Genomic DNA, 12995 nt, shown 5'->3' with positions numbered 1-12995 from the left:
CTTTCGTTGAATTGCGGCCAGATCTGGCCGTTCTTTGAAAGGATAGTCACATTCGCCAATAAAAAAGGCAGCCTCCTGAGAGACCGCCTTTTGATGGTTCACTGTTGCCGCGCCAGCGGCTTAGTTCAACCATGTAATTGACCGGATCCTGTCATCCACCCAGCCTGGTGGTTAAAAATCGTGTTTGGGTTACGATGGGCCCCCTAAGTGGACGATGTCCTTCCGTCTCAGGTCTGGAAATTTGTTCCATTTGGGGGGATGGCCGGACCTGCACATCCGCCTCGCTGCCGTTTTTCAAACGTGGTCTGTTCCCGAACCATCTTTCTCGACACTCTTTGGTAGGGGATTGCGGCCACGGAGTCCCGGCGTTTTGTCGCATAGCCTTTCCGTCTCTGCTGATAACTCCTCTGCTTGATATGAAGGAGGCTCAGTGCGATCTGATTTTAGGTAGGGGAAACTATATATAGCTTGGTGTTTAATGTCAAAGGAGAATTCATGAACAAGATCAATGACGTTCGACGGGGGAGTGAGACTATTTGAATGCCTGCTACTGCGGATCAAGGATTTCAACCTCGATGCCAATGTGATAACGAACCATCCACCCGGAGTTGAGAGCTCAGATCGGGGCGGTTGGAAAGCTGCACTAACAGGACCTGGCTAACGGCTATAACGAAACTGCTTTCGGCTACCCGGTGCTCCTTTGTGATCGGGGGCTGCGGGCTTTGATGGGGAGGGGAGGGCGGGGGGGTTTTAACTTCTACTCGACGTCGACGTTCCGGAGGCCTTCGGGACGCCAGGCGGGGGAGATTATCTTGGCGGTGTTGCGTTGGCCTAAGAGGGTGCCGAAGGTGACGGAACTTTCGCCGAAACGGTCGTTGACGGCGTCCATGGCCCCAGCCAACAGCGCCTTCCTGCGGTCTTCTCCGAAGAGGGGCAACTGCTCGGCCTGTTGGTCCAGGTTGCTGATCCTCACCCCCAAAAGGCGGATCGGCTGGGTGAGGTCGATGGTTTCCAGCAGCATGACGGCGCCGCGGTAGATCTCTTCGGAGTTGTTGGTGTGGCTGGAGCGGCTGGCCTGCCTCGAGAAGGTGGTGAAGTCGGAATAACGGATGGTGAGGGTGATGGTCTTGCCGGCAACCTGGTAGCGCCGGGCCCGCCGGCCTACCATCTCGGAGAGCTGCAGCAGATAGCGCAGGATTTCGTCTCGGTCGGTGATGTCTTTGTCGAGGGTGGTGCTGTGACCGACGGTCTTCACCTCCTCGGCTTCTTCCTCCGGAACGACGGGAGTGTGGTCGATACCAAGCCCCATCTGGTGGAGCTTCTCTCCCACCACGCCGAACTTCCTCTTCAGGATATCCACCGGGAACCTGCCGAGCTCGCCGCAGGTGCGGACGCCGAGCTTGGTGAGCTGTTGCTGGAGTTTGGGCCCGATGCCGCAGATGTCCTTGACCGGGACCCGCTCGAGGATGCGGGAGACTTCGCCGGGGGGGATGATGGTGAGGCCGTCGGGCTTCTGCATGTCGGAGGCGAGCTTGGCCAGGAGCTTGTTCGGGGCGATGCCGACGGAGCAGGTGAGGCCTAATCCCTCCCTGATCCGCTCCTTGATGAGGTTGGCGATCCGCTCGGGGGAGCCGAAGAGGGCAAGGGAGCCGGTGACGTCGAGGAAGGCCTCGTCGATGGAGAAGACCTCCACCATCGGGGTGTACTCCCGCATGATCTTGATGATCTCGGTGGAGGTGTAGGTGTACTTCCGGTTGTTGCCGACCACGAAGATCAGCTCGGGGCACTTCTGGCGCGCCTCCCAGGCGTTCATCCCGGTCTTCACGCCGAAGGCGCGGGCCTCGTAGGAGCAGGTGGTGATGACGGTGCGCTTGGCCGCCCCGATGACCGCGATCGGCTTTCCCCTCAGCTCCGGGTTGGATTGCTGCTCCACGGAGGCGAAGAAGGCATTCATGTCGATGTGGAGAATGATCCGCTGGGAGTCCACGCCGTCTATCCTTAACCCGATGCTATTGCCGACAGTCGAGCCGCGGCGTGCTACCCCATCCTCACCTTACCCGCCGTTTTCGACACCCTCCAGGGTCCAGTTCTGGTCGGCGGGGTCGAACATCAGCTCGAAGAGGTTGGCCCCGTCGCTCACCGCGAAGTGGAGCCTGACGCCGGAGCCGTCGCTGCTTCTCCAGACGTATGAGAGCTCGGTCACCGCGTGCTTGTTTCGGCGCCACTCGAACCAGACCGGCTTGACCCCGGCTCCCGGCGCGAAGATGGCCGCCACCCGCACCCGTTCGGCAATGCGCTGCATAAGCTACTCCATCTGCCGGTAGATGCCAACTACTTTCCCGACGATGGAGACCTCCCCCTCTCCCTCGTTGATGATGATCGGGTCGTAGTTGGGGTTCTCGGGCTGCAGCCTGATCCGGTGCGGTTCGCGGTAGAAGCGCTTGAGGGTCGCCTCCCCGGCCACCATGGCCACCACGATGTCGCGGTTGCCGGCGGTCGGCTGGGGGCGCACCAGGGCCAGGTCCCCCTCCTGAATGCAGGCGTTGATCATCGAGTCCCCCTTCACCCTCAGAAAGAAGGTCCCCCCGGTCTGCATCTGGGAGCGGTCGATGGCGAAGTGCCCCTCGATCTCCTCGATGGCGGGATGGAGCGTCCCCGCCCGCACCACCCCGACGATCGGGAGGCTTACCGCCTGGGCCTGGTTGGCCAGCGTGATCCCCCGCGTGCTCCCTTCCTGCCTGCGCAGGTATCCCTTCTTCTCCAGGGCCTCCAGGTGCTTCATCACCCCTAAGGTACCGCTTACCCCCAGTTCCTTCCCGATCTCCCTCAGGCTCGGCGGATAGCCGTATTGGTTGATGTGGTCGGTGACGATACCGAGGACCTGCTGTTGTCGTGACGTGAGCTCTTCCATACCCCCTCCTGGTTATCTTGTGACAACCATATCAGGTGGTAACCAAAGGTTGTCAAGGGGGAATCTGGGCCGAAAGAGTGGGGGAAAGGTTATAAGCGACGGGGTTGAGGATTCATTATCGTGTATTATATTTGATGCGTCTAATGTGTCTTCCGGACTTTGCATCCACCTGAGCGAGGCCCCCCATGATCATCCCGCAACGGCTCACCATTCCACGAATTCGCTCGGCCGCGTCCGCCTCCCTTTTTCTTGCCAGCGCGCTGGTGCTGTTTTCGGCCGGGCCGCTCAGGGCCCAGTCCCCGGAAGAGCTCTCCGAGTACCACACCCCGCTGGCCGGAGAGTCGCGCGAGGTTCCCTTCATGGGGCGCTGGATTCCCATCCCTCCCCGGGATCGCAGCCGGCTCACCTCCCTCACCATGGGGGGGACCGTGTTGAAGCCGCGGCAGGGGAGCATCGGCGGCCTGCCGGTGGGTGCATTCTTTCTGCGCCGGGCCGACGACACTTTCCGCACCCGCGACATAATCAGCATCTTCGAAAACGAGCTGGAGTACGACCGCCGCTTCGGGACCTTCGAACTGGTCACCCACTTCGAGAACTTCACCCTCCCCGGCGACATCACCGAGATCGCCAACAACCGGGAGGTGAAGGCCACCGCGGCCACCTACGGCTGGGCGATCGGGGCGGCCGGCCCGGGGATCAGGATCCCGGTGGCCCCCGGAGGGGTGGACAACAACATCAAGCTCCAGCTCCTTGGCCGGATCGGCTACTTCTATGCCGAGCGGAGCCACGGGACCGGCCCCGATGTCGTCATTCCCCCCGACACGCTCCTCTACGGCGCCCGCCTGAGAGCCCGTTACGACGGGCTGACCAGGAACCTCCTGGAGCTCGCCCATCGCGGGGTGGCGCTCGGCCTGGACGCCGACTACCTCAATCGCGAAGGCTGGAGGTCGCTGGAACCGGCCGGCGGGGAAATTCGCCACGATTTCCAGCAGCTGCGCGGTTACCTGGTGGCGGCCGGCGGCCTTCCGGGTCTCTCCGAGAAAAACCGTGTGCTTTTGAACATCAACGCAGGCGCCACCAGTTCCCGCGACGGCGACCGCTATAACGCCTTCCTGGTGGAGGGGGGGCCACTCCCCAGCGAGGAGGACGACCTGATCCGCTCCCACTACAGCGGGATCATCTACGACCAGGTGCGAGCCACCGACTACGCCTCCGGCTCGCTCTCCTATCGCCGCGAACTCGCCTTTTTCCTCTACCTGAGCCTGACCGGCTCCTACATCTGGGGAGAGCGCGCCACCGTCGAGGTCGCCGACGTCGTCACCTTCCGCCCCCGGACCGGCAAGGCCGCCACCATCAGCCTCGATTCGGCCTTCTTCTGGAACTCGGAAGTGTACCTCGCCTACGGTTGGGAGTCGGGCTTCATCCGGGACGGAAGGTCCGGACACGGCTTGACGGTGCTCTGGAACAAATCGTGGTAGCAGGTGCAGCTCACTGGATGTAGTACACTTATCACTGGAACAGAGAGATAAAGGGAGTTACTATGCCAAGCCCGACCCTGGTCGAAGTCTTCTTCGATTACATCTGACCGTGGTGCTACTTCAGTACGGTCCGTACTGATCGACTCAGAGAGGAGCACGGCGTCCGCTTCAAGTGGACGGTCTTTCCGCTCCATCCCGACACACCGGAGGAGGGGATGGAGCTCTCGGAGCTCTTTGCCGGCCGGGACATCGACCTGGCGGCCGTCCAGGAGCGGCTCGGTCTGGTTGCCGAGGAGGTAGGCCTTCCCCTTACCCCGCGTTCGCGCACCTACAACAGCCGTCACGCGCAGGAGCTCGGGAAGTACGCCGAGCGGATAGGGTTACTGGATACCTATCAGAAAAGCGTGTACCGGGCCTACTTCGTGGAAGGGAGAAACATCGCCCTTTGGGAGGAACTCCTTCCGGCGGCGGAGCGGGCCGGCCTCGACCCGCAGGAGTGCCGCCGGGTCCTCGAGGAGGGGCTCTGCGCCAAGGAGGTAGGAGACGACTGGCGGCGGACGGCAGCCCTCGGGATCAACGGGGTGCCCGCCTTTCTCTGTGGCGACCGGCGCCTGGTAGGATTCCGTCCGTATCGGGATCTCGAGGCGCTGGTTTTGGGGCAGGGTCAGAATTCCACCAGGTAGTCGGCGTTGTCCGGTCCCACCTGCTGCGGCAGGAGGTCGGGGAAGAGGGGAAGGATGACGGTGGAGGTGAAGCGGTCGCCATCCTGGTCGAGTTTGACCGGGATGCCGGCCTTGATGGCGTGCCAGATCCCGGTCAGCCCCACCATCCTGGTACCGGGGTGGCGCTTGAGGTAGCGGGCGATGTTGAGGGCCATCCCGCTGTTGCGCAGGGCCTGGGCCTCGCAGAAGTAGGTGAAGGTGCTGGTGACCGCCCGGTGGGGGCCGATCGAGAGGAAGGTCTTTCTCAGAAAGGCGGTGTGGGGGGTGTTGAGGTCGCAACTGGCTCCTTCCGGCAGCCCCTTCCGCTCCTCCGCGGTGAGGGACGAGAAGCCGCGCTGGGCGACCTTCCTGACCAGGGGGGCGGGGATGTTGAGGGCGACCATCGGGATCCGCTTTTCTCGTGCGTAGAGGAATATGTCACGGTACAGTGTCCAGTCCATCGGCCAGCCGGCGGTGAAGATCGCCCGGAAGGTGGCCTCGTCGATCTTTCCTTCCACCCAGTCGTCCAGGGCCTGCTGCCCGTCGGTCGAGACCATCTCGAGACCGATGGCGAGCGGGACATCGCGCTCCCACAGGGACCGGATCAGGTTCAGCTGCATCAGGTGATGACCGCGGTTGTCGTGGGTCTCTCCGATAAGGACCAGGTTGGAGCTGGCGGCGGCGTCGAGGAGTTCGCGGTAGGTGACGAACATCCCGTCGCTCATCCGCACGATGTTTTCGTCCGCCTGCCCCGGGGTGGGGACTAATTGAATCGACAGCAGCACCAGGAGCACCAGGATTGCCTTCCCCGTCACGGTCCACCTCCTTCCCTGCGGTAGTCGGCGTCGACAATCTAAAGGGTACAACCCAATGGCCGCGGCCACAAGGAGGCGCCGGTGGCCGGCGCGGAACGTGGTGGGGGGCGAGGATAAAAACCTCCCTCACCCGGCCTTCGGCCACCCTCTCCCGGGGGGCGAGGGAATGACTATACAAGGGGCAGAGATCCAGTATCCCCTCGCCCCTTTAGGGGAGAGGGTAAATGAAGCACGAAGGGACCGGGATAAAGTTTGCAAAGCTAGTGAGTTGGTATCCGGTGGAAGGAGGACGATTCATGAAGGGTAAGGTATTCTCGGGCGGACGAGGCGGGTGGTGGATGGCGGTGGCCGGCGCGGTGTTACTCTGGTGCCTGCCGGCGGCCGCGGCGGTTGACGCGAGCCAGCCGGTGCGGTGGCAGGAGGTGGGGGTGACGCTGAAGCCGGAGGCGCATCTAGTGGAGGGCCGCACGACCATCGGCTTCGCCCCGGGACCTCGGAGCGCGACCTTGCGGCTGGCGAGGTCGGCCCGCATCGACGCGGTCGAGGTGGCGGGTAAGAAAGCTCCCTACGAGTTCAATAACGGCGTCCTCTCCGTCCCGCTTCCCGCGGCCGGAGACGAGATCACTGTCGGGATCTCTTACCACGCCCTCTTCAACGACCGTGCCTCCACCGGCCCCGCCGCGGGCGAGGACCCCAGTTACGGGGTGAACGGCACCATCTCCCGGGAGGGGACCTTCCTGGGGGACGGCTCCTTCTGGTACCCGATTCCCTCCGACGTCCCGGCCCGCCGCACCACCAGGATCGAGGCGCCGGCCGGGGTGGAAGGGCTCACCTACGGTAAACGGCTCTCCCGCGAGACGGTGGGGGAGGTGACCAGGAGCGTCTGGCGGGAGGCCAACCCGGTGGGGTGCCTCTCGCTGGTGGCCGGCTACTACAAGATAGAAGAACGGCGGGTGGACGGCATCGACCTCTACAGCTATCTCTACCCGGACAACGCAGCGCTGTCGTCGCGCTACCTGGACGCCGCCGCCCGCTACATCAAGTTCTACAGCGATCTCTTCGGCCCCTTCCCGTTCGAGAAGTTCGCCGTAGTGGAGAATTTCTTTCCCACCGGCTACGGTTTCCCCTCCTTCACCCTGCTCGGCGGCTCCGTCATCCGGCTTCCCTTTATCGTCGACACGAGCTTTCCCCACGAGATCGCCCATTCCTGGTGGGGAAACGGGATAGGGGTCGATCCCGCCCAGGGTAACTGGTGCGAGGGGCTGGTGACCTACCTGGCCGATTACCTTCTCAAGGAGCGCAGATCGGCCGCCGAGGGAAAGGAGTATCGCCGGCAGCTCCTCATCGACTACGCCTCGCTGGTCTCCCCGGCCACCGACTTCCCCCTGACCGCCTTCCTAAGCCGCAGCGATCCGCAGTCCCGCGCCATCGGGTACGGGAAGGGGGCCATGCTCTTCCACATGATCCGTACCCGGATCGGCGACCGCGCCTTCTTCGAGGGGCTTCGCCAGGTCGCACGGGAGCGGATGTACCGTAGCGCCACCTGGAACGATTTCGTGGTGGCCTTTTCCGCAGCCTCCGGTGAGAACCTGGCCCCCTTCGTCGGCGAGTTCCTCACCCGTCCCGGCGGCCCCCGCCTCTCGCTCGCCGGGGTCGCCAGGAAGCGGGACGGTAACGGCTGGGCGGTCTCCGGCGTGATCCGCCAGGGCGAGCCGCTCTACCAGCTCCAGGTCCCGCTCAGGCTGGAGAGCGCCCAGGGTTCGATACGGCAAAAGGTCGCGCTCAAAGGGGAGGAGACCCCCTTCACCCTTTACAGCGCCACCCTTCCCGGCCGGCTCCTCCTCGACCCCGATGCCGACGTCTTCAGGATCATGGGGAAAGGGGAGCTCCCCGCCACCGTCAACAGCATCAAGGGTGCCTCTTCCCTGGTCGGGGTGATGACCGGCGACTGCAAGGCGGGGAGGGAGCCCTTCATGAATCTGCTCGCCTCCCTCTCCCAGCAGGGGGCTTTGCTGGTGGGTGAGGACCGCCTCGACGCTTCCGACACCACCCATGACCTGATCTTCTGCGGCCTTCCCGCCGACCGCTCGCTCCTTCCGCCGCTGCCGGAGGGGATCACGGCGACCGACGAGGCGATCACCCTCTCCGGGGAGCGTTTTGCGGGCCCCGATGCGCTGCTCATCGCCGTCATGCCCCGCCCGCAGGCACCGGGACGGGTGGCCGCCCTCTACCTCCCGCTTTCCGGCCGGGCCGCCCTCCAGTACGGGGCCAAGATCACCCATTACGGCAAGTACGGCTACCTGCTCTTCGCCGGGGGGAGCAACCGGGCCAAGGGGACCCCCTCCAGCAGCGACCCTTCAGTGACCGTGGAACTTGGAAAGTGAGATTTCCCGTGTACTCTTCTCTAGTAATTAATTTCCAAGGAGCCGGTCTCTATGAATCAGGCAGCAAAACGGGTCGTCATCATCGGCGGGGGCTTTGCCGGGCTCAACGCCGCCAAGGCGCTCGGTAACAAGCCCGGGGTCCAGGTGACCCTTCTCGATAGCCGCAACCATCACCTTTTCCAGCCTCTTTTGTACCAGGTGGCCCTGGCGGGGCTCAACCCCGCCGACATCGCCGCGCCGATCCGCAGCATCCTCGCGCCTTTCCAGAACATCACCGTGCTCCTGGCCGAGGCGACCGGCTTCGACCTCGCCGGCAAGCGCGTCATCGTCAAGGAGCTCGATCCGATCCCCTTCGATTACCTGATCCTCGCCAGCGGGTCGAACCACGCCTACTTCGGACACGAGGAGTGGGAGCAGGCCGCGCCGGGTTTGAAGAGCATCGAGCAGGCCCGCGAGATCCGGCGGAGGACCCTGCTGGCCTTCGAGCAGGCGGAGATGAGCGAGGACCCGGTGGAGCGGCAGCGTCTGCTCACCTTCGTGATCGTGGGCGGGGGGCCTACCGGGGTGGAGCTCGCCGGGGCGCTCGCCGAGATGAGCCGCTTCACCCTGGCCAGGGATTTCCGCAGGATCGACCCCCGACAGAGCCGGGTGGTGCTGATCGAGGGGGGACCCCGCCTGCTTCCCGCCTTCTCCCGCGACCTCTCCGCCAACGCCACCGACAAGCTCGAGAAGCTCGGGGTCAAGGTGCAGACCGACTGCGTGGTGACCGACCTGGACCGCCACGGCGTGGTCGCCTGCGGCGAGCGGATCCCGGCCGGGACCGTCATCTGGGCGGCCGGGGTCAAGGCCTCCCCGCTGGGGGCGCTCCTCGGCGTGCCGCTGGACCGGCAGGGGAGGGTCCTGGTCGAGGAGGACCTGAGCGTCAAGGGACACGATTACCTCTTCGTGCTGGGGGATCTCGCCCATTTCATCGGCCGGGACGGCAATCCCCTCCCTGGGCTTGCGCCGGTGGCCCTCCAGCAGGGGAAAAAGGCGGCCCGCAACATCCTGCGGGACCTGGCCGGACAGCCGCGCAAGCCGTACCGCTACCTCGACAAGGGGATGCTCGCCACCATCGGGAAGAACAAGGCGGTGGGGCAGTTCCGCAACATCCATTTCACCGGCTTCATCGCCTGGCTCGCCTGGCTCTTCGTCCATATCTACTACCTGACCGGATTCGCCAACCGCCTCCAGGTGGTCTTCCACTGGGGATGGTCCTACATGACCTTCAAGCGCGGCGCACGGCTGATCCTGGGGCAGGACTGGCGCATGTTCCTATTGAGGGGCGGGGAGAAGCGGGAAGAGGCGCCGAAGTAAGCCGGGAGGTGGCCCGCCCCGCACGAGGGGGACGGGCCACTGAACCGGTGTCGCCGCTTGGCCGGAACCGCTCTCTCAGACGATCGCCTCCTTGATCTCTCATACGGATGCCTCCTTGATCTCTCAGACGGTTGCCTTCTTGACAGTGGGGGCGTCTGTAGTACCGTTATAACTGTTTTCCCCGACGCCCGCCGCGCCTTTTACTTCCTGCCGATGTTCCGAACGGTCCTGTCGCGCCCGCTCATTCACGGGTACCATCACGTGTCACTCTCTCAAGGAGGAGTCGTGAAGTTATTCGTCCTTTGCACCTTCGTCCTCTGGCTGGTGGTCAGCCTCCTGGCCCTTTTCCACAAGAAGGGGGAATAGTCCCCTTTCCGCCTCTGTCTCCGGTTGCGGCCCCTTTGCCGTCCCTGCCGGGCCCCTCTCTGGTTCTGCCTCGCCGTTCCCCTCTCTAAAGCCTCTCCTTCAGTGATCTTCCCCGTGGCCCATCCCCTTGCGCCGCTTTTTTTTCCCCACTGAAAAAATTTGAAAAAACGAATTAAAAAAATCTTAAGTCAATGGCGGCGCTGCCGATACCTAGTAAGTGAGCTCAAGCGGGACCCGTTGGGGGAGTGTCCACTGCCCACCGGCAACCGCCCCAAGCGTTTCGGTAAGAAAACCACCGGCAGAAGGCCGGGCCGCCCAGAAAAGGAGGATTCGCCATGACCGTGAACGACATTTCCTTGACCGCCGGGATGAGGACCAACCTGCTCTACCTGCAGCAGACCAGCTCGCTGCTGAACCGCACCCAACAGAGGCTCTCGTCCGGCAAGAAGGTCAACAGTGCCCTCGACAACCCGACCAACTACTTCGCCGCGCAGAACGCCAACCAGCGGGCCAGCGACCTCTCCGACCGTAAAGATGGCCTCTCCGAAGCGGTGCAGACGGTCAACGCCGCCAGCGCCGGCATCAGCGCCATCACCGGCCTCATCGCGGCCGCCAAAGGTGTCGCGCAATCGGCCCTCTCCACCAGCGATACCAACGTCCAGTCCAAACTGGCCGCCCAGTACGACACCATCCGCACCCAGATCGACAACCTCTCCTCCGACTCCGGGTATCGCGGTCTCAACCTGCTTAGCTCCATCAACACGCTGACCGTCATCTTCAACGAGGGTGGCTCCTCCAAGCTCGACGTCATCGGCTTCCTCGCCAACTCCCAGGGGCTGAGCCTCGCCACCGCCAGCAACAACTGGCAGAGCTCCTCGGACATCACCACCGACGCCGCCCTGATGGATTCCGCCATCTCGGTGCTGAGGACCAACACCCAGACCCTGGCCGCCAACCTGAACATCATCACCACCCGCCAAAGCTTCACCGACGCCATGACCAACACCCTGTTGACCGGCGCCGACAACCTCACCCTCGCCGACATGAACGAGGAGGGGGCCAACATGCTGATGCTGCAGACCCGGCAGTCGCTGGGCACCACCTCCCTCAGCATGTCCTCCCAGGCGGCCCAGGCCGTCCTGAGACTGTTTTAGCATCCAGGGCGGGATGGAGGCCTCCATCCCGCCCATCCCCCGGCAGGTGCCGCATGATGAAATTCGACCGCTCCTTGCCTGATCAACCAGCTCCCCCGTCCCCGCCGGCGGCCGGTCCCGCGCCGCTGCCGGCTCTCCCTCCCGGGCCGGGCGGCCAGGCCGGGGGGGGACGCCTCCGCCGGCCAACGGCAACGGGAGGGGGCCAATCTCAGGAAACTCCGGTCGGGCCTGCTTGCGGAAAATCATCCGATGAACTTCGGCTCCCCTAAGGCCCGGCGTCTCCTCGGCTGGCGGTGACTCATTCTTCGAGGTCGGACGATATGAAGATGCGCCTTATTCTCATGCTGTTGGTCGACGCCCTGCTGGCGGTGGGGGCCCTGCTCTCCGCGGCGGTCCTCTGTTTCGGCGGCTCCGAGATCTGCCGGTACTGGAACCCGGGACTCTTCGCCCGCACCGCGGTGGTCTTCGTGGCGGCCGAGCTCTTCTCCTCCTACCTGATGGACGTCTACACGGTCGACCGGCGCTGCAAGAAGTGGGAGATCTTCATCAACTCCCTGCAGGCCGGGGTGACCGCGCTGCTCATCCTCTTCGTGATCGATTACCTCGCCCACTCGGTGGTGCTGATCGACATCGACCTGGCGCTCTGCGTATTCATCTTCTTCGTCTACCAGTTCCTGTGGCATGCCTTCTCCGCCTTCGCGGTCCGCTCCTCTCACCTGTGCCAGCGGGTGCTCATCCTGGGGACCGGGCCCCTCGCCAGGCAGCTCGGGGGGATGATCGAGGAGGGGGATACCCACTTCACCCTGGCGGGGTACCTGGCCTGTGCCGAGCAGGTGGAACGCGATGCCGAACCGGTCCCGCCCGAGCTGCTGGTGGCCGCCAACGGCGACCTCTTAAGCACCGCTTTGCAGGCGAAGGTGGGGGTTATCGTGGTGGCCATCTCCGAGCGGCGCGGCGTGCTCCCCCTGCAGGAGATGCTGCAGTGCAAGCTGGAGGGGATGCGGGTGATGGATGCCCCCTCCTTCTACGAGACGGTGACCGAGAAACTGCTCCTCGAGGAGATCACCCCGGGGTGGATCATCTTCTCCGCCGGCTTCCACAAGACCCGGCTCTTCCTCTTCCTCAAGCGGGTAAGCGACATGCTCCTTTCGCTGTCGGTGCTCACGGTCATCGCCCCGCTGTTCCCGCTGGTGGCGCTGGCCATCAAGCTCGACTCCCCGGGGCCGGTCTTCTTCCGGCAGGTGCGGGTGGGAAGCGGGGAGAAGCTCTTCACCCTCTACAAGTTCCGCTCCATGCGGACCGACGCCGAGCGGGACGGGGCAGTCTGGGCCTCCGAGCACGACGACCGGGTGACGCGGGTGGGGCGGGTCCTCCGGAAGTACCGGATCGACGAGTTCCCCCAGCTCTTCAACGTCCTCAAGGGGGACATGAGCTTCATCGGCCCCCGCCCCGAGCGTCCCGAGTTCGTGCAGACCCTGAAGAGCCAGATCTACTACTACTCCAAGCGCCACATCCTCAAGCCGGGGCTGACCGGCTGGGCCCAGGTCCGCTACCCCTACGGCGCCACCGTGGAGGACGCCCTGGAGAAGCTCCGCTACGACCTCTACTACATCAAGAATCACTCCTTCCTGCTGGACTCCCAGATCATCTTCGAGACCGTGAAGGTGGTGGTTTTCGGCGTCGGGAGCCGGTAGGAACGTTTGCCGCCGGAGGGGTTGCCATTGTTGCGGTGTCGCTTCAAGCAATCGGTAGTAACCGCCACTGTCACAGCGATTTCCCCGTTACTTGGTGCGGGGGTGAAATGAGGCACCCGCCTTGAGAAATCCATTG

At 63.9% G+C, this 12995-nt stretch carries 9 protein-coding genes and 1 pseudogene; 6 read left to right on the top strand and 4 right to left on the bottom strand.

The window, feature by feature from the left end; all coding sequences use genetic code 11:
- Positions 1-757 precede the first annotated feature (757 nt).
- The 3 genes from dinB to lexA all read right to left on the bottom strand — a co-directional run bounded on the left by dinB (position 758) and on the right by lexA (position 2911).
- Complete coding sequence (dinB, locus tag ACYVL5_RS19565; protein ID WP_460597261.1) at positions 758-1987, bottom strand: DNA polymerase Y family protein; 1230 nt, start codon at positions 1985-1987, stop codon at positions 758-760.
- A gap of 66 nt (positions 1988-2053) precedes the next feature.
- Entirely contained in the window at positions 2054-2302 is a 249-nt protein-coding gene (locus ACYVL5_RS19560) for a hypothetical protein (RefSeq protein ID WP_460597260.1), read from the bottom strand.
- 3 nt (positions 2303-2305) lie between these two features.
- On the bottom strand, positions 2306-2911 hold the full coding sequence (lexA, locus tag ACYVL5_RS19555) for a LexA family protein (RefSeq protein WP_460597259.1): 606 nt from the start codon (positions 2909-2911) through the stop codon (positions 2306-2308).
- Positions 2912-3096: 185 nt separating this feature from the next.
- Between lexA and ACYVL5_RS19550 the strand changes: the two genes are divergently transcribed.
- A complete protein-coding gene (locus tag ACYVL5_RS19550) occupies positions 3097-4389 on the top strand; it encodes a porin (protein ID WP_460597258.1) in 1293 nt (430 codons plus the stop codon).
- 119 nt (positions 4390-4508) lie between these two features.
- Positions 4509-5072, top strand: a pseudogene (locus tag ACYVL5_RS19545) (DsbA family oxidoreductase); the annotation flags it as partial.
- Here ACYVL5_RS19545 and ACYVL5_RS19540 read toward each other — a convergent pair.
- Positions 5054-5905 carry a ChaN family lipoprotein gene (locus ACYVL5_RS19540; RefSeq protein WP_460597257.1) on the bottom strand — a complete coding sequence of 284 codons (852 nt, stop codon included), beginning with the start codon at positions 5903-5905 and terminating at the stop codon, positions 5054-5056. The pseudogene ACYVL5_RS19545 and the gene ACYVL5_RS19540 sit on opposite strands and share 19 nt — an antisense overlap.
- Positions 5906-6201: 296 nt before the next feature.
- Between ACYVL5_RS19540 and ACYVL5_RS19535 the strand changes: the two genes are divergently transcribed.
- The 4 genes from ACYVL5_RS19535 (at position 6202) to ACYVL5_RS19520 (ending at position 12859) form a co-directional block, all read left to right on the top strand.
- Positions 6202-8289, top strand: coding sequence for a M1 family metallopeptidase (locus tag ACYVL5_RS19535; RefSeq protein ID WP_460597256.1), 2088 nt, complete (start codon positions 6202-6204; stop codon positions 8287-8289).
- Between the two features lie 51 nt (positions 8290-8340).
- Positions 8341-9645, top strand: coding sequence for an NAD(P)/FAD-dependent oxidoreductase (locus ACYVL5_RS19530; RefSeq protein WP_460597255.1), 1305 nt, complete (start codon positions 8341-8343; stop codon positions 9643-9645).
- A gap of 701 nt (positions 9646-10346) precedes the next feature.
- Positions 10347-11165 carry a flagellin N-terminal helical domain-containing protein gene (locus ACYVL5_RS19525; RefSeq protein WP_460597254.1) on the top strand — a complete coding sequence of 273 codons (819 nt, stop codon included), beginning with the start codon at positions 10347-10349 and terminating at the stop codon, positions 11163-11165.
- A 320-nt stretch (positions 11166-11485) separates the two neighbouring features.
- Positions 11486-12859, top strand: a complete 1374-nt coding sequence (locus tag ACYVL5_RS19520) for a TIGR03013 family XrtA/PEP-CTERM system glycosyltransferase (RefSeq protein ID WP_460597253.1) — start codon at positions 11486-11488, stop codon at positions 12857-12859.
- Positions 12860-12995: the final 136 nt, after the last annotated feature.

It is taken from the genome of Geomonas sp. Red276 (genome assembly GCF_054784495.1).
Note: the sequence above shows the minus strand (reverse complement) of the source record. Positions and strands in the feature narration are given on the sequence as shown.

Coding starts and splice junctions, on each gene's coding strand:
- ACYVL5_RS19535 (WP_460597256.1), top strand. CDS start 6,202: ATGAAGGGTAAGGTATTCTCGGGCGGACGAGGCGGGTGGTGGATGGCG.
- ACYVL5_RS19525 (WP_460597254.1), top strand. CDS start 10,347: ATGACCGTGAACGACATTTCCTTGACCGCCGGGATGAGGACCAACCTG.
- ACYVL5_RS19520 (WP_460597253.1), top strand. CDS start 11,486: ATGAAGATGCGCCTTATTCTCATGCTGTTGGTCGACGCCCTGCTGGCG.
- ACYVL5_RS19550 (WP_460597258.1), top strand. CDS start 3,097: ATGATCATCCCGCAACGGCTCACCATTCCACGAATTCGCTCGGCCGCG.
- ACYVL5_RS19530 (WP_460597255.1), top strand. CDS start 8,341: ATGAATCAGGCAGCAAAACGGGTCGTCATCATCGGCGGGGGCTTTGCC.
- ACYVL5_RS19560 (WP_460597260.1), bottom strand. CDS start 2,302: ATGCAGCGCATTGCCGAACGGGTGCGGGTGGCGGCCATCTTCGCGCCG.
- lexA (WP_460597259.1), bottom strand. CDS start 2,911: ATGGAAGAGCTCACGTCACGACAACAGCAGGTCCTCGGTATCGTCACC.